This window comes from Halobaculum saliterrae, from assembly GCF_009831625.1.
GTDB classification, from domain to species: domain Archaea; phylum Halobacteriota; class Halobacteria; order Halobacteriales; family Haloferacaceae; genus Halobaculum; species Halobaculum saliterrae.
The window spans coordinates 1-17,056 of the sequence record NZ_WUUS01000018.1; the positions used below are offsets into that span (position 1 = coordinate 1).

Sequence of the window (17,056 nt, forward strand, 5' to 3'; positions counted from 1 at the left end):
GGCGTCGCCGACCGCGAGGCCGTCGACGTCCGCTCTGGCGGCCGACAGCGCGTCGACGGCGTGGACGACCCCGTACCGGAACTCCGCGTCCGCGCCGAGCAGCCGCCGCAGGCGCGCGCCGGGCGGCGGCGGCACGTCCGAGCCGAGGAACCACGCGGCGACGGGGTCGTCCGTCCAGCCGCCGTCGGCGACGGCGGCAGAGACCTCGCCGTCGCCGTAGTCGCCGCGGGCGCGCAGCGTCTCCTCCGCGACCCGGCGGAGGTGCCGGTGAAACTCCCGGCGGCGCTTGATGCTGGCCCGGGAGTAGCCCCGTCGGGTGATCAGTTCGTCGTCGGCGTGGCCGGGGACGGGGACCTCGTAGCGGTCCTCCGGATCCCCCGTCTCGATCGCGCGGTGATCGGCCGTCCGCGCGTCGTTGGCGTATCGGAGCCCCTGGACGAGCGCGAGCACGCCGGCGCCGGTGACGAACACGTACGTCAGGTCGAACAGCCCCGCGAGCCCCCGCTGGGCGACGACCACGAAGCCGAACGCGACGGCGGCGACGCCGACCGCGGCGGCGGCTCTCATTCGCCGTCACCTCCCCGAGTTCGATCGTCGGGGGAGTCAGCCTCCGGCGACTTCCCGTCGGCGTACGTCTCCTCGATCCGCCGCAGCGCGGCGACGGCCTCGCGTTCGCGCTCGGCGGTCGCCGGCTCGTCGCCGTAGCGCACCGCCTCGAACGCCTCGGTGAGCGTGGTCACGTCCTCGCGAGCCATCCCGGCGTCGACGGCGGCGGCAGCGAACTCCGCGGGCGTCGTCGACCGGGGGTTGTCGACCGCCAGCGCGCCCGTCATCTCGCGCCACGCGCGATACACCTCGTTCTCTAGGTCGGCGTCGGACTCCAGCCGGTCGGCGGCCTCCCCCGCCCGGGCGCCGACCGCCTGCCGGCGCTCGGGGGCGGGCGGCTCCGGCGCCTCCCCGGCGAGTTCGTCCTCGTCGTCGCCGGTGGAGACGAACAGCAGGAGGACGCTCCCGAGGATCGCGACGACCAACAGCAGTCCGACGAGGGCCGTCGGCGCCGAGAGCGCCTCGCCGGCCGCGTTGGCGCCCGAGGACCCCCCGCCGGCGGGGAGCAGCGAGGCGTTCTCGGCGACCGACTCGGTCGCGCCGATGGCGACGGCCGTCGGGCTCGACCCGCACGAGACGAGCGCGAGGTACAGCACGCCCAGCGGGAACAGCGCCGACGCGACGAACAGGCCGCTGATGAACCACGACCGGGTCGTCCGGTACATCGACGCGAGGAACAGTCCGACGCCGACGAGGAGGGCGAGCTGTATCCCCGGCTGCGTGAGGAACTCGACGCAGACGTTCAGCTGTACCCGAGCCGCCTCGGAGGGCTCGTCGCCCCCGAGGTCGACGGCGCCGTCGCTGTCCGCGCCGACGCCCGCGTCGTTCGGTTCGGTGCCGGCCCCGAGCCCGCCGGCGGCGCTCGTCGTCGCCGAGTCCAGCGTCGCGGCGGCGACGCCGAGCGCGAGCACCGCGAGGAGGGCCAACGCCGCGGTGACCAACGTGCGTCTGTCCACGTTGTGGTCCGGTAGCGCGTGCCCCCGTTAAGAGATTTCGACGCGGGCGGGGCAACCGCCGACCGAGTGTCGCCGAACGGACCGCAGGACAGTGAGGAGGTCGGGCCCCTCAGTACGTCAACAACACCTGCACCGCCTCCGCCGGCCGACGGTCGAGCAGCTCGTACGCGTCGGGCGCCTCCGTCACCGGGAGCCGGTGGGTGACGAGTCGGTCGGTCTCGATCTCCCGCAGTCGGCGCCACGCGGTCGCGAGGCGGCGCCCGACCGTCCACCGTCCGCGACGCTCGGGCGCGAGCGTGCTCACCTGACTGGCGCGGATGTCGATCCGGCTGCGGTGGAATCGCCCGTCGAGCGACAGCTCCGTCGGCTTGATGCCGTACCACGACCCGACGACGACGCGGCCGTCGTACCCCGTGGCGTCGACGGCGTCGTCGAGCGCCGCCGGGTCGCCCGACAGCTCGTAGGTCAGATCGGCGCGACCGGGCCAGCGCGACTCGTCGCGGTCGTCCGCCCCGCTCTGCGGCGTCGCCGTCACAGAGCTCGACGGCTGGCTTGCGGACGGGCCGCCCGTTCCGCCGCTTCCCGACCCGTCCGCGAACAGGGACGCGGGGTCGACGGCGTCCGGATCGACGCTCCGGTCGGCTCCCATCGCCTCCGAGCGGTCACGTCGGCTGGCGAGCGGGTCGACGGTCACCAACTCCGAAAGCGGGAACGACGACAGCAGCGCCGTCGTGAGCAGTCCGATGACTCCCTGTCCGAACACGACCGCTCGCTCCCCGATCGCGGGCTCGCCGTCGAGCGTCAGCGTCACCGCCGTCTCGACGTTCGGGAGGAACACGGCCCGCTCGGGCGGGACGCCGTCGGGCACGCGACTGACCTCGTCGACGCCGACGACGAACCTGCTGGCGTGCGGGTGAAACGCGAGCACCGTCTCGCCGCGCCACGCCGGGTCCACCTCCGGGCCGACGGCGGTCACGGTGCCGACGGTGGCGTACCCGTACGGGAACGGGTACGAGAACGAGCCCGACAGCGACGGGAGCGTCTCGTCGACGACGGTCTCCGGGTTCATCTCGCCGCGGTACAACAGCAGCTCCGTTCCGGGGCTGATCGCCGACACCGTGGCCTCGACGACGAGTTCGCCGGGTCCCGGGTCGGACACGCTCGTGTCGCGCACCGCCACCTCGCGGGGGCCGGTGAAGTACACGGTCCGTCCCGACACGGGTCACCACGCCCTCGATGCGGCCGGGGTGCTGCGGGCGGGACCGACGGACGCGTTCCCGCGGAACGCGCCCCGTCCTGCGTCATGAGCTGTCATCTCCGGTACCACGGGCCATATCGACATAATTGCTCGGTCGGGATCGCCGGACGCGTCCGGGACGACGCCGCAGGCGCTCACCCCGCCGGACGCGTCGAGTCGGGGGGCGGCCGGCGGACGCCCGGTCGTCCGGATCCCGGCCGGGACGCCGGGGTCACGCGAGGTCGCTGAACGCCGCCTCCGCGCCGACCGCGTCGAGGTGGCCGTCGAGGTCGGTACGCACCGACTCGATGTCCTCGCACAGCGCCTCGTACGCGTCCGTCGACGTCTCGCCGGCGACCTCCAGGGCCGCCTTCTTCGACGCGAGCGCGAAGAACTCCTGGCTGCGCTCGTCGTAGGAGGCCCGCTCGACCAACACCTCGACGAGCCCGATCAGCTCGGACTCCTCGACCGGCTTCGTTCGGTAGTCGTCGAACGGCATGTCGACGATATCGGTCGTGGGCTCGACCGCGGTGAGCATCGCGACGCGGCAGCCGATCTCGGCGGCGCGAAGCTCCCGGAGCACCTCCCTGCCGTTCATCCCGGGCATCCGGCGGTCCAGCAGCGCCACGTCCACCGACTCGTCGGCGATCGACAGCGCCTCCTCCCCGTCGGTCGCCGTCCTGACCTCGTATCGCCCCTCGAGATAGGCGCTGTACAGCGACACCAGCGCCGACTCGTCGTCGACGAGGAGGACGGTCGTGCTCCCGTCGTCGCTCACGGCGTCCTCGATCCTCCTCGGGTCAGATCTGTCGTTTCCGGGACCATACGGTAGCTGGCTTGCCGCCCACACAAATAGCCATCCGTCGAGATATCGATTATGATATGTTCATGGCCTGTCCTCCGGAGAAGGCCCGACGGAGGCCGGGTGTGTCAGCGATCGCGGACGCAACTCCGGCGGTGGGGTGGCCGTGTTCGGCGATTTCGTATCGCGCCTTGTGGTGTATCAGCGCCGGTGGAGTGGCGTCATCACAGCCGCCGCTGGGGCGACGAGCGGGCCGACCATGTAACCGGCCGAACGGACGAACAGGCGTAAAACGGGACCGAGATACCGCTAGAACGGCGCCTCGGGATCCGCGCCGTCGGGTGAGCCGGACGCGACCGCGCCCCCCTCGGCGTTGAGCGTCTCCGCGAGTTCGCCCCGCTCCTCCAGCTCCGCGAGGACGTCGCTGCCGCCGACGAACTCGCCGTCGACGAACGTCTGCGGGATCGTCTCCCAGCCGCTCTCGGCCTCCAGGGCCTCGCGGAAGGCGTCGAGGTTCTTCAGCGTGTCCACCGTCGCCACGTCGTCGCGGTACCGGCTGATCAGTCCGACCGCGCGCTTCGAGTAGCCGCACTGGGGCATCCGGGCGTTCCCCTTCATGAACAACACCACCTCGTTGTCGGCGATCGCGTCGGTCGTGCGCTCGTGCGCCTCCTCGGCGTCGATCCCCTGATCGGTCGGGTCGAAAGTCACAGTACCGTCCGTACCGTCCCGACCATGTTAGGGGTTGCGCCGGGGGCGCTCGTCGTCGGGACCCTCGGCTGCACCGCCGGGATCGGCGGGTTCGGGACCGGCCTCCGAGTCGTCGCGGTCGCCGGAGCCGTCGGTATCCGCGTCGCCGGAGCCGTCGGCATCGTTGCGGTCGTCGGTCTCGTACAGTCGGACCTCCCGTTCGCCGTCGAGCTCGCCGCCGGCGCGGACTACGGCCCGAGCGGCGACGGCGCTGACGAGGACGACGCCCGCGATCAGCGCGGCGTGGAAGCCGAGCAGCGGGTCCGAGTCGAGGTCGCCGGGGGCGAGCACGCCGAACCCGACGACGAACGCGACGAGCATCGCGACCGGGACCGCGTTCACCGTCAGGTCCGAGAGCGTCCGGCCGGAGAACACGCTTCCTGAGGTCTCCGTCCCGTCGTCGTCGGCCGCGTCCGGGGCGTCAGCGTCGGCGTCGGCGTCGGGGCGGGCATCGGAGTCGGGCGCCACGGGTGCCCGTACCGAGTGGCCGGGCGGGCCTGAACGTTGCGCCCGGTCAGTAGTCGCCGAGCACGCCGAGCCGGCGCGCCCGCCGCGTCCCGTAGTGGAAGACGACATAGCCGCCCGCGAGGTAGCCCGCGGCGACGGCGACGAGCAGCGCGAGGTCGGCGACCGGGAACTCCCACAGGCGGACGCCGTCGACCATCGCCCGCTGGAGCATCGCGCTCCCGTGGGCCAGCGGCAGCGCCCGCAGCCACGGCTGGTCGAGCACCGGGGCGGAGACGAGCACGACGAAGCCGAACTGCAGGAGGTTCAGCCAGTTGCCGACCCGCTTGTAGAGAACGGTGACGCCGCCGGCGGCGAAGCCCAGTCCGAGCACGGAGGCGATCGCCAGCCCCGCGACGACGACGACCGTCACGGGCGCGATCTGCAGCGTCGTGCCCGTCGCGAGGAGCATCACCGCGAGCACGACCGCCGAGGTGAGGAACGTCCGGATCACCTTGGCGACGCCCTTCAGCAGCGCGACCGGCGCGAAGCCGAACGGGGTGGTGACGTGCCGCTCCAACGTCCCCCACTGCACCTCGCTGGCGATGTCGTTGGACACCGACGAGTACGCGCCGACCGCGAGCGTCCACAGGAAGTAGCCGACGACGATCCCCGACAGCGAGTCGGCGAGCGCCTGCCCCGCAAGCAGCCGGCCCCCGAAGAACAGCAGCCCGAAGAACACCAGCGAGATGACGATCCCGCCGATCGCGTTCGCCGGATACCGGACGAAGATCAGGAACTCACGGTACAGCACCGCCCGAGCGAGATCGAGGTACGTCGCCGGCCGCGGGTCGTCGCCGGCGGCGGCGCCGTCGTCGGCGCCGGTGTTCGCGGCGGTCACTGTGCACCCCCCTCGTCACCGACCGCGGCCGCGGGCCGGTTCGTCGCCCCGCCGGGCTCCCGCCCCGCCGCGGACGGGGTCGGTTCCGTCGCGCCACGGTCGCCGGTCAGGCGGACGAACACGTCCTCGAGGGTCGGCTCGACCGTCTCGACGCGGTCGAGCGTCACGCCGGCGGCCCGCAGCGCGTCGAAGAGATCGTACACCGCGTCGCCGTCGGTGACGACCTCCAGGGACGGCGGGTCCGCCCCCGAGTCCGCGTCGGCGACGTCAAACCGGCCGCGCAGGTCGTCGACCGTCGCCGGCGTGAGGTCGTCGCTCGCGACGCGCACGCGGTACTCGTCCACCGTGCCGAGCAGTCGCTCAACCGCGTCGTCGGCGACGATCGACCCCTCCGACATGACGATCACGCGGTCGCAGACGTCCTCGATCACCCGCATGTCGTGACTGCTCACGACGACCGTGAGGTCCTCCTCCTCGGCGAGCCGGCGGATCTCCCGACGCAGCGTCCGCGACCCCTCCACGTCGAGCCCCAGCGTCGGCTCGTCGAGGAACACCAGCTCCGCCCCGCCCGCGAGCACGCTCGCCAGCGACACCTTCTGTTTCATTCCCCGCGACAGCTCGCGAACTGGCGTGTCGGCCCTGTCGGCCAGGTCGAGCCGGTCGAGCAGGCGGTCGTGGCGGTCGGCGACCGAGTCGGGGGCGATCCCGCCGATCGTCGCGAAGTACCGGAGGTTCTCCCGGACCGTCAGCCGCCAGTAGTCGTTGCGCGCGCCCTCCAGCATCGCGTCGACGTTCGCGTATGCGGCGCGTCGCCCGTCGGTCGCATCCCGGCCGAGGACGCGGACCGTCCCCTCGTCCGGGATGACGGTTCCGAGGATCGACTTGATCAGCGTCGTCTTCCCCGCGCCGTTGGGACCGAGCAGGCCGACGACGGACCCGCGTTCGATCGCGAACGAGACGTCGTCGACCGCGGTGACCGCGTCGTCCCCGGAGCCGAACCGCTTGGAGAGCCCCTGAACGGCCAACGCGGGCGTCCCCGACGGGTCGGGGGTGCGGCCGTTCGGTGTCGGTGTCATTGACGGAGGTAGTCGTGCACGCCGGATAAGGGGTGGGGCAACGGTGTCCCCGCTGGCGACTCGGCGTATCTGGCAGAAGTCTTACTTCGGCTCTGTCTGACCTGCGGACATGGCCCTCCACCACGAACTCAACGGTCGTCGAGCCCTCGGTGCCGCGCTCGGATCGGGATCGCTGGTCGCGCTCGCGCTCGTCGCGTTCGGCTGGCTTCGGCTGTCCCTGACGGGGCGTGCGCTCCCGGGGCCCGTCGGGATCGTCGCCGCCGTCGCGATCGAGACCGTCGTGGCCGCCGCGACGTTCGCCCCGTTCCTGTTGGCCGTCGTCTGCGTCGTCGCTCGACCCTCCCCGCGCGTCGTCGCCGGCGGGGCGGCCCTCGTGTACGGGGTGGGTCTCGTCACGACCCTCGGCGGAGCGCTGGTGTCCGGCTTCCCGGGCTCGATCGGCCCCGTCGTGCTCGCCGTCCCGCTGCCGACCGTCGCGAGCCTCCTCGCGATCGCCGTCGCCGTCTGGATCGCGCGTCACGGCGGCTACGACCGGCTCGCCGCGGCCGCCGAGGGTGCCGACCAACACCCGCTGTTCGCCAACGTCACCGGGCATTCCCTCGGCCCGGGCCTGTCAGTTCAACGGGGACTCGTGGCGGCGGGGGCGGGAGCGATCGTCGGCGCAGGCGGCCTCGTGGCGGCGAGCGGGATCGGGGACCTGCTTCGGGCGGCAGCACGTTCGGGGGCGGGCGGCTCGATCTCCGTCACGGTCTCGGGAGTCTGGGTCCGGAACGTGGGGATCCCGGCGTCGCAGTTCCCGGTCGAGTGGCTGTTCGAGGCGTCGTTCCTCCTCGCGGTGGCGTTCGTCACCGGATCTCGCGTTCGCCCGCGCGACCTCGCCAAGGGCATCGCCGTCATCGTGGGGGTGCAGTCGACGACGGAGGCGTTGCCCGCGCTCCTCCGTTCCGCCCGCCCGTTCGATCTCTGGGATCCCACGGGCCCGTTGCTGACGCCGGTCGGCGACGTGTTCCTGGTCGTCGGCGTCGCCGCCGCGGTTCGACTGGCGTTGCACCGCGGTGGGGGCGCCCGAACCCGCGTCGAGGAGCCCGCCGGCGAGTGACCGTCGCGAGCAGGACGGAAACCGCAGCCGGGACGTGTTCAGGGCGTCCACCCTCGCGTCCGCTCGACGATCGGCGGAGCGCCACGCCGGAACGAGTATCGATATCGGGGGAAGCACAGCCAATATTATACGTCCTGTGGCGGTGATCGTACACGATGAACGAGACGCCCGGCCGAGAGGACATCTCCGATCTGGGCGCGATCCGGCGGATGTACCGCATCACCGCCGACTACGAGCGGTCCTTCGAGACGAAGGTGTCGGACCTGTTGGAGCTCGGGCGGGCGTATCTCGGGGTACAAGCCGGGTTCCTCACGGAGATCTCCGAGGACGAACAGTACATCGTCAACGCCAGCGGCGATCACCCGCTGTTGCAGCCGGGAGAGTCGTGTCCCCTCGAGAAGACGTACTGCCGACGGACGCTCTCACACGACGGCTCGCTCACCGTCCAGCACGCCGAGGTCGAGGGATGGGAGAACGACTCCGCGTACGAGCAGTTCGGGCTGGAGTCGTACATCGGGGCCAAGGTGATCGTCGACGACGAGGTCTACGGGACGTTCTGCTTCGCCGACACCGAGCCGCGGGAGGACCCCTTCACCGAGCCGGAGTCGACGTTCGTGGAACTGATGGCCGAGTGGGTGAGCTACGAGCTCTTCCAGAAGCAGGCGACCGAGCGGATCGAGCGACAGCGCGACCAGTTGGAGGAGTTCACCCGGGTCGTCTCACACGACCTCCGGAATCCGCTCAGCGTGGTCCAGGGCTATCTGAACCTCGCGGAGCAGACCGGGGACCCGGAGCACTTCGAACGGAGTCGAAACGCGCTCGACCGAATGGAGTCGCTGATCGAGGACCTGCTGGTGCTGGCACGGGAGGGCGAGTCGATCGCCGAGACGGAGTCCGTCGACGTGGGCGAGATAGCGAACGACTGCTGGTCGTTCGTCGCGAGCGAGGAAGCGACGCTGACGGTGGAGATCGACCGCCGGATCACCGCCGACGGGAGCCGGCTTCAGCAGCTGTTCGAGAACCTCTTTCGGAACGCGATCGAACACGGCGGCGACGACGTGACCATCCGCGTCGGTGAGTTGTCCGACGGGTCGGGCTTCTTCGTCGAGGACGACGGTCCGGGGATCCCGGAGGCCGAGCGGGAACGAATACTCGATCACGGCTACTCGACGGCGGAGGACGGGACGGGCTTCGGACTCACGATCGTCACGCAGATCGCCGACGCCCACGGCTGGGACGTGGCAGTGACCGAGAGCGACGGCGGCGGAGCGCGGTTCGAGATATCGGGCGTCGAGTGACCGGCATCGCCGTCGATACCCGACACTAAGGCGATCGCCGAGAGTCGATCCCGCATGGTCGCGACGGACGACGTCCATCGACTCGCGGACATGACCTGGCGGGAGGTCGAGGCGGCCCTGGAGGAGACGCGGACGATGCTCCTGCCGGTCGGCAGCACCGAACAGCACGGCCTCCACATGCCCCTCGGCGTCGACGTGTACATGCCCGAGGCCGTCGCCGAGCGCGTGGCCCGACGGACGGGCTGTCTGCTCGCGCCCCCCATCTGGTACGGCGTCAGCCCGCACCACACGTTCAAGCCCGGCACGTTCACCGTCCGGAGCGAGACGTTCCAGCACTACGTCCGTGACGTCTGCGTGTCCGCGGGCGACTGGGGCGTCGAGAACGTCCTGCTGGTCAACGGCCACTACCTCGTCCAGGACCCGGAGCTCGACGTGGTCGTGCGCGAGCTCACGACCGAACACGACATGCGGGCGTTCCACGTCCCCCTCGTCTCGGGGTTCGAGGACGCCGCGACGGCGGTACGGACGAGCGAGGTGTCGTTTCACGCCTCCGAGTTCGAGACCAGCATGATGCTCGAACTGTTCCCGGACCTCGTCGACATGGACCGCGCGGAGTCGGTCGACCCGCCCGACGACGCGCTCCCGATGACCGACTACGACGCCTACGGCGACAACCGCGTCGGCTGGGCGCTCTCGGCGGACCGGATGGACGACCTGACCGACACCGGCAACCTCGGCGACGCGACCGTCGCCACCCGCGAGAAGGGCGAGGCGATGGTCGAGGACGTGGTGAACGACGTCACGCAGCTCGTGGACGCGCTCGCCGGACTCGACGACGGCGACTCGGTCGACAGCTGATCGTCCGTCCGGCGGCGCCGTCCTCCGCGATCCACGCCGCGGTCTCGGCAGAGACGGTCGTATCGCCGCGGTGCCGGCTCGTCCGTTCTGGATGGTCGAACCACCCGCGGATGGAGACGGGAGCGGACCCGGCGATCCGGATCGGGACGTCCTCGAAGGACCGCTGGCGCCGGCTCGAAGGAGCTCGGGTATACGAACTCTCAAGTGCCGGCGAACCGTCGATACACCGAATGAAGAACCGATCCCGTACCGCGGCGTCCCCCGTCACTCCGTACTACGGGGACGGGTTCGGGGACCGGCGGAACGAGCTCGAGGCGACGGTGGACCGCATCTCGGCTGACGCCGGCGTCGCGCTCGCCGCCCTCCGCGGGCTCGACGAGCTGGGCGCCGACACGGCCGAGGGGGCCGACGCGCCCGCCGTGGTCTTCGCGACCGAGGCCGACCCGATCCCGGCGGGCGTCGACCGATCGGTGATCTGGGTGACGCCGGATCCGGGGGTCGCCGGAGCGGCCATCGACGCTGGCGCCACGGACGCGATCGTCTGGGAGCCGGGCGAGGACATCGACCTGCTCGCGGCGAAGCTAAAGCGGCTCTCGGCGCCCGAGGAGGCGACGAGGGACCGCGACGGCGAGCCGCCGGTGGCGCTCGAACGTGAACCGGAGGACGAGGGGAGCGAACCGCTGAGTGGCGGTGGACACGACCCCGCCCTCTACGAGTACCTCGTCAAGACCGTCGGCGACGCAGTGTACATCCTCGACGAGGAGGGGCGGTTCACGTTCGTCAACGACGCGCTGTGCGAGATGACGGGGTACGACCGGGAGGAGCTGCTGGGGTCGTCGGTGCACCGGATCAAGGACGACGAGACGGTCGAGGAGGCGGAGGAGGCGCTCCGGGACCTCCTCAGGGACTACGGCGAGAGCGAGGACGGCGAGCTGTCGATCGCGAAGCTCGACGTCGAACTCGTCAGGGAGGACGGCCGGCGGGTCCCCTGCACGGACCGGATGACGCTCAGACCCCGCGAGGACGGCTCGTTCTCCGGCACGGTCGGGACGCTCCGCGACGTGAGCCGCCAGCGGCGGCGGGAACGAATCTTGAACAACCTCCTGCGAGCGACACAGGGGATGGTCGGGGAGGCGACGACCGCGGGCGTCGCCGAGCGCGTCGTCGACGTCGCGATGAACACGATCGAGGCCGAGAGCGCCGTCGTCCGGGAGCACGACCCGGAGACGGGCGCGCTCGTTCCGGTCGCGGTTCCCGACGCCGTCCGCGAACGGCTGGGAGACCGTCCGCGATACGACGCCGACGAGGGACCCGTCGGGACGGCGTTCACCGAGAACCGCACCGTCAGGACCGACGACCTCGACCACATCGACGGCGACCCGGCCGGGAGGGCGACGTACGTTCCGATCGGCGACAGTCGCACCCTGAGCGTCGGCCATCGCGGCGACGGGGCGTTCTCGAGCGACGGACAGCAGTTCCTCGAACTGCTCGCGGCGACCGCGGGGTCGGTGTTCGACCGCGTCGAACAGGACCGGGAGCGTCGCCGGTACCAGGCCGCCGTGGAGGCCGCCGACGACATGCTGTTCACGCTGGACGGGGAGGGCGAGTTCACGATCGTCACCGACTCGCTCGCGACGATGCTCGGGACGACCCGGTCGGAGCTCGTGGGAACACACGTCGCCGACGTGCTCTCGGACGACGCGGTCGCCGACGAGTTCCTCAGGCCGACGGACGGCGCCATGTCGATCGCGACGGAGACCGAGCTGGTCGCCCGCGACGGCGAGGCGGTTCCCGCGCGGATAACCGTCTCGCCGATCGACGGCGTCGGCGCCGACGGCGTCGTCGGGACGGTCCAGGACATCCGCGAGCTTCGGACGGCGAGGGCGGAGGCCTCGCGACAGCGCCGCCGGTTCACCGAGCTGTTCGAGACGCTCACCGATCCCCTGGTGGAGCTGAGCTTCGACGGGGACGAGGCGACGATCCGCGCGGTCAACGACCGCTTCGTCGCCATGACCGACGTCGACGCCTCGACCCTCCGGGACGCGCCGCTGTCCGCGGCCCGAGCGTCGATCCCCGAACCGGTCGCCGACGCCCTCGCGGAACTCGGCGGCGCCGAGGGGACGGTCGAGCGGGAGGTCGACGTGCAGACGCCCCGCGGCCGCCGCTCGTACCTGTTCCGGAACGTCCCCTACCGCGACGACGGCGTCGCGCGGGCGTTCGTCGTGCTGACCGACGTCACGGAGGTCAAACAGCAGGAGACCCACCTGCGGGTGCTCCACCGACTCTTGCGTCACAACCTCCGAAACCAGACGAACGTGATCCTCGGGCGGGCGGGGCTGGTCCGAACGGCGGACGACCTCGCGGACGCGGCGGAACACGCCGAGGCGATCGAGGAGGCGAGCAGTTCGCTCATCGAGACGAGCGAGACGGCACAGGCGATCCAGCGAACGCTCCGCGACAGCGACGGCGACGGTGCGGGCGGCTCCGTGCCCGCGGCGGTGGTCGAGGAACGGCTCCGTCGGCTCGCCGGGTCGATGGCGCCGGAGACGGACGTTCGGATCGACGTCGAGGTCGACGGTCCCGTGCCGTACGACGGCGCGGCCCACCGGGCCGTCACGGAACTGCTCGACAACGCCGTCGAGTTCGGCACGCCGGAGCCGGGGTCGACGGTCGAGATCCGAGTGACGGATCTGGACGCGGAGACGGTCCGGATCACGGTCGCCGACGACGGGCCGGGGATCCCGGACGCGGAGTGGTCGGTCGTCGCCGGCGACCGTGAGATAACGCAGCTCCAACACGCGTCGGGGTTGGGGCTGTGGCTGGTGAAGTGGGTCTCCGACATGCACGGCGGCGACCTTCGGCTGATGTCGGCCGACGAGGACGGGACGACGATCGCGCTCGATCTGCCGACCACGTAAGGCGGGGCGATCCGCTGGCGTGCGCCGCCCGCGACTGATCCACGATCCGCCAGCTACGCCGCCCGCGACCGGCCCCCGGAACCGACACGAACAGTTATGTCAAACGTGGTCAACGATCGCGTGGTATGCGAGCAGCAGTCCTGCGCGAACACGGGGAACCGCTCGACGTGACCGAGGTCGACGACCCGGATCCGGAGCCGAAGGGCGTGGTCGTCGAGGTCGAGGCGTGCGGTATCTGCCGGTCCGACTGGCACGGCTGGCAGGGCGACTGGGACTGGCTGGGCATCCAGCCACAGCCGGGGCAGATCCTCGGTCACGAGCCGGCGGGGCGCGTCACCGCGGTCGGCGAGGACGTGACGAACTTCGCCGAGGGCGACCACGTCGCCGTCCCGTTCAACCTCGGCGACGGCACCTGTATGCAGTGCCGGACCGGCCACGGGAACACCTGCGAGAATCCCATGCCGCTGGGGTTCGTCGAGCCGGTCCCCGGCGCCTTCGCCGAGCTGGTCCACGTCCCCGCGGCCGACCACAACCTCGTTCACCTGCCCGACGGCGTGGGCTCCGTCGACATGGCGGGGCTGGGCTGCCGGTTCATGACGGCCTTCCACGGCTTGGCACATCGGGCGCCCGTCGAGGCGGGCGACTGGGTCGCCGTCCACGGCTGCGGCGGGGTCGGCCTCTCGGCGGTCCACGTCGCCGACGCCCTCGGGGCGAACGTCGTCGCCGTCGACCTCGACGACGACAAGCTCTCCACGGCGGAGGAGCTCGGCGCCGCCGAGACCGTCAACGCCGCCGACGCCGACGACGTTCCGGGGGCGGTGCAGGCGCTCGCGGGCGGCGGTTGTCACGTCTCCGTCGACGCGCTCGGCATCGCCGAGACGTGTCGCAACTCGGTTCTCAGCCTCGGCACGCGGGGAACGCACGTCCAGATCGGCCTCACCACGTCCGAGGACGAGGGGATGGTGAGCCTCCCGACGGACGCGATGGTCATGAAGGAGATCGAGTTCGTCGGCTCGCTGGGCCTGCCGCCGACGAGCTACGACGAGATCTTCCGGATGGTCGCCCGCGACAAACTCGACCCCAGCGCCGTCATCAGCGAGACGGTGTCGCTGGACGACGTGAACGACAAGCTGTCCGCGATGACCGACTTCGGCACCGTCGGCATCCCGGTGATCGACGAGTTCTGAGTCGGAGCGGTCGGGCGGTCGGTTCCCCGGCCACAGGTGGTTTACTGTCGGCCCCGTGAAGTCGGCCCGATGCACGCCGACGAGATCGATCCCCAAGCCCGGGCGGCTGTCGAGCGACAGGATCGGTTCCCCCTTCCACACAGCCGATACGGGCTGAAGCTCCTCCGGCTCCTCACTCGACCCGTCACCTGGGTACAGAACCGAAGCCCCCCGAGCGTCGGCGCCGTCGTCGACCGGACGATCCCCGGTCCCGACGGGAACCTCGACGCCCGGCTCTACCTCCCGGACTGCGACGGCCCGTTCCCGACCGTCGTGTTCTTCCACGGCGGCGGGTTCGTCCTCGGGAGCATCGGGACGCACGACTGGCTGTGTCGCCACCTCACGAGGGAGAGCGGCTGCGCGGTCTGTTCCGTCGACTACCGTCTCGCCCCGGAGCACCCCTTCCCCGCGGCCGTCGAGGACGCGGCGGCCGCCGTCGAGTGGGCGGCCGCGAACCCGGACGCCGTCGGTGGGACCGGAACCGTCGCGGTCGCGGGCGACTCCGCCGGCGGGAACCTCGCTGCCGTCGTCGCCCTCATGGCCGCCGAGGGCGACGGACCCGAGATCGCCCACCAGACGCTCCTGTACCCCGGCGTCGGCGTCGACCCGGACCAGCCCTCAGTTCGCGACCACGGGGGGATCGTGCTCAGCGAGGCCGACATCGAGTGGTTCGGCGACTGCTACTACGGGAGCGACATCCACCGTCGCAACCCGTACGCCGACCCGACGAACGCGGGCGACGTCTCGGGCGTCGCCCCGGCGACCGTCGTCACCGCGGGGTTCGACCCCCTTCGCGACGGCGGCCGGGCGTACGCCGAACAGCTCGTCCGCGACGGCGTCGCCACGCGGTACGTGAACTACGAGGACATGGTTCACGGCTTCATGACGATGCGCGGCGTCGATCGCACCCACGAGGCGATCGCGATGGTCGCCGACGAGATCGCGGACGCGGTCGCCGACGGGTGAGCGCCCTCAGAACGGGTACTCGCGCGGTTCGTGCTGGAGGGAGATCCACTTCTCCTCGGTGATCTCCGAGAGGAACGCGTCGCTGTTGTAGGTGCCGACCCCCGAGGCGCCGATCCCGCTGAACGGCACGTGCGCCTCGTCGTTGATCGGCTGGTCGTTCACGTGGACGTTCCCCGTCTCGATCCGGTCGGCGATGGCCATACCGGTCCCCACGTCCCCCGCGTGGACGGACCCCGAGAGGCCGTACTCGGTGTCGTTGGCGATCTCGACGGCCTCGTCGACGTCCGAGAACGGAATGACGGGCGCGATGGGCCCGAAGTGCTCGTTGCACGCGGCGGGCATGTCGGGCGTCACGTCCGAGAGGACGGTTGGTGCGACCACGAGCGAGTCGTCCACACCGTCGATGTCGACGGTGTGTCCGCCCGTCTCGAGCGTCGCGCCGGCCTCGACCGTCCCCTCGACGTATCCCAGCATCTCGTCGCGCTGGGACTCGTCGATGATCGGCCCGACGACGGTGTCGTCCTCGTGGGCGCTCCCGACCGGGAGTTCCTCCGCACGCGCGGTTAGACGCTCGACGTACTCGTCGTACACGGACTCGTGGACGATGTGCCGGTTGATCGAGATGCACACCTGTCCCTGGTGGACGAACGAGCCGAAGACCGCCCCGTCGATGGCGCGGTCGAGGTCGGCGTCCCCCGTGACGACGTGCGCGTTGTTCCCCCCGAGCTCCATCGCGGGGATCGCGAGGTTCTCCCCGGCGATGCCCGAGACGCGTCGGCCGACCTCCGTCGACCCGGTGAACGCGACCACGTCGCTGTGGGGATGACCGGCGACGCGGTCGCCGATGTCGGAGCCGCGTCCGGTGACGACGTTGATCAGGCCGTCGGGGAGGTCGGTCTCCTCGAACAGTTCGGCGAACAACAGCCCGCCGGTGATCGGGGAGTTGGTCGAGGGCTTGAGGACCACCGCGTTGCCCGCGGCGATGGCGGGTGCGACCGCGCGCATCGAGAGGTTCAGCGGGAAGTTCCACGGCGAGATCACCGTCACGACGCCCTTCGGGTTCCGCTGGACGACGTTCTCCTTGCCGGGGATGTTCGAGTCGACGTGCTCACCCTTCATCCGGCGAGGGAGCGTCGCCGCCTCCCCCGCGTGGTCCGAGGCGATCTGGATGGACGTCTCGCCCATCGTTCGCGAGCCGCCCACCTCGTGGGCCAGCAGGTCGATCACCTCCTCGCGGTGCCGTCTGAGCGCGGCGGAGAACTGCTCGATCACCTCCTGCCGGCGGGCGGGCGGTGCGTCGGCCCACTCCGCCTGTGCCGCGGCGGCCGCCTCGTAGGCGTCGTCCACGTCCGCACGTGTCGCGTTCGGAACCTCGGCGATCCGCTCGCGCGTCGAGGGGTCCTCCACGGCGATGGTTTCGCCGTCGGCCGCCTCCCGCCGTTCGCCGTCGATGTACAGACCGTTCCAGTCCGTCTCCAGCGACAGGTCGCGTCCCATGTGGTTTACCATATGGTAGAACAGAGGAAAAGCGCCACGGCGGTGGAAGTTCCCACCGGAGTGCCAACGACCCGGGTGAACCGTCGGGCACGGACAGTGTGGGGGCATCGGGTTCGTGCTCGACAGGATCGGTCGGAGGTGCCCCCGTGCGTGAGTGGAGTCACGCCCGTCGCCGCCGGGTCGGATCGCGATACCGCCCGTGTCGGGTGGCTCGACCCGGCGACTGGGCGTGCTCCAGTCGGGGCGGGGACGGCGAGGATCCCTCGTCGCGAGCGGGAGGACGGATCGCGGGCCACCGGTCGGGGCTAGCCGACGGCGACCGGCCGGGATGTACGAACGCGCGCCCGACCGGCCCGTCGACGCGACGCCCGCGCTGCGACGGCGCCGTGCGGTCGGGTCAGCAGGCGCCGCCGCCCGCGCCC

At 71.3% G+C, this 17,056-nt stretch carries 15 protein-coding genes; 6 read left to right on the top strand and 9 right to left on the bottom strand.

What is annotated here, in order from left to right; all coding sequences use genetic code 11:
- The 8 genes from GRX01_RS18580 to GRX01_RS18615 form a co-directional block, all read right to left on the bottom strand.
- The coding region (locus GRX01_RS18580; protein ID WP_159671347.1) for a DUF7269 family protein at window positions 1-567 on the bottom strand (567 nt) is incomplete at its 3' end.
- A complete protein-coding gene (locus GRX01_RS18585; protein ID WP_321168206.1) occupies window positions 564-1,562 on the bottom strand; it encodes a DUF4129 domain-containing protein in 999 nt (332 codons plus the stop codon). The genes GRX01_RS18585 and GRX01_RS18580, both read right to left, overlap by 4 nt.
- 109 nt (window positions 1,563-1,671) lie before the next feature.
- Complete coding sequence (locus GRX01_RS18590; RefSeq protein WP_201289659.1) at window positions 1,672-2,781, bottom strand: zinc-binding alcohol dehydrogenase; 1,110 nt, start codon at window positions 2,779-2,781, stop codon at window positions 1,672-1,674.
- A 250-nt stretch (window positions 2,782-3,031) separates the two neighbouring features.
- On the bottom strand, window positions 3,032-3,577 hold the full coding sequence (locus GRX01_RS18595; protein ID WP_321168207.1) for a response regulator: 546 nt from the start codon (window positions 3,575-3,577) through the stop codon (window positions 3,032-3,034).
- A gap of 333 nt (window positions 3,578-3,910) precedes the next feature.
- Window positions 3,911-4,312, bottom strand: coding sequence for a glutaredoxin family protein (locus GRX01_RS18600; protein ID WP_394351405.1), 402 nt, complete (start codon window positions 4,310-4,312; stop codon window positions 3,911-3,913).
- 27 nt (window positions 4,313-4,339) lie between these two features.
- Entirely contained in the window at window positions 4,340-4,819 is a 480-nt protein-coding gene (locus GRX01_RS18605) for a DUF6684 family protein (protein WP_159671350.1), read from the bottom strand.
- 46 nt (window positions 4,820-4,865) lie between these two features.
- Window positions 4,866-5,696, bottom strand: coding sequence for an ABC transporter permease (locus tag GRX01_RS18610; RefSeq protein WP_321168208.1), 831 nt, complete (start codon window positions 5,694-5,696; stop codon window positions 4,866-4,868).
- Entirely contained in the window at window positions 5,693-6,772 is a 1,080-nt protein-coding gene (locus GRX01_RS18615; protein WP_159671353.1) for an ABC transporter ATP-binding protein, read from the bottom strand. Before GRX01_RS18615 ends, GRX01_RS18610 begins: the two co-directional genes overlap by 4 nt.
- Before the next feature lie 109 nt (window positions 6,773-6,881).
- Here GRX01_RS18615 and GRX01_RS18620 point away from each other — a divergent pair, with 109 nt between their 5' ends.
- From GRX01_RS18620 to GRX01_RS18645, 6 genes are all read left to right on the top strand, one after another.
- On the top strand, window positions 6,882-7,871 hold the full coding sequence (locus tag GRX01_RS18620) for a hypothetical protein (protein ID WP_159671356.1): 990 nt from the start codon (window positions 6,882-6,884) through the stop codon (window positions 7,869-7,871).
- 155 nt (window positions 7,872-8,026) lie between these two features.
- Window positions 8,027-9,169 (top strand): sensor histidine kinase, encoded by a 1,143-nt coding sequence (locus tag GRX01_RS18625; protein WP_159671359.1) that lies wholly within the window; start codon window positions 8,027-8,029, stop codon window positions 9,167-9,169.
- 54 nt (window positions 9,170-9,223) lie between these two features.
- On the top strand, window positions 9,224-10,027 hold the full coding sequence (locus GRX01_RS18630; protein WP_201289660.1) for a creatininase family protein: 804 nt from the start codon (window positions 9,224-9,226) through the stop codon (window positions 10,025-10,027).
- A gap of 230 nt (window positions 10,028-10,257) precedes the next feature.
- Window positions 10,258-12,945, top strand: a complete 2,688-nt coding sequence (locus GRX01_RS18635) for a PAS domain S-box protein (RefSeq protein WP_159671362.1) — start codon at window positions 10,258-10,260, stop codon at window positions 12,943-12,945.
- A 125-nt stretch (window positions 12,946-13,070) separates the two neighbouring features.
- On the top strand, window positions 13,071-14,132 hold the full coding sequence (locus GRX01_RS18640) for a zinc-dependent alcohol dehydrogenase family protein (protein WP_159671364.1): 1,062 nt from the start codon (window positions 13,071-13,073) through the stop codon (window positions 14,130-14,132).
- 69 nt (window positions 14,133-14,201) lie between these two features.
- On the top strand, window positions 14,202-15,137 hold the full coding sequence (locus tag GRX01_RS18645) for an alpha/beta hydrolase (RefSeq protein WP_159671367.1): 936 nt from the start codon (window positions 14,202-14,204) through the stop codon (window positions 15,135-15,137).
- Window positions 15,138-15,143: 6 nt separating this feature from the next.
- Here GRX01_RS18645 and GRX01_RS18650 read toward each other — a convergent pair whose 3' ends face one another.
- On the bottom strand, window positions 15,144-16,634 hold the full coding sequence (locus GRX01_RS18650; RefSeq protein WP_159671370.1) for an aldehyde dehydrogenase family protein: 1,491 nt from the start codon (window positions 16,632-16,634) through the stop codon (window positions 15,144-15,146).
- Window positions 16,635-17,056: the final 422 nt, after the last annotated feature.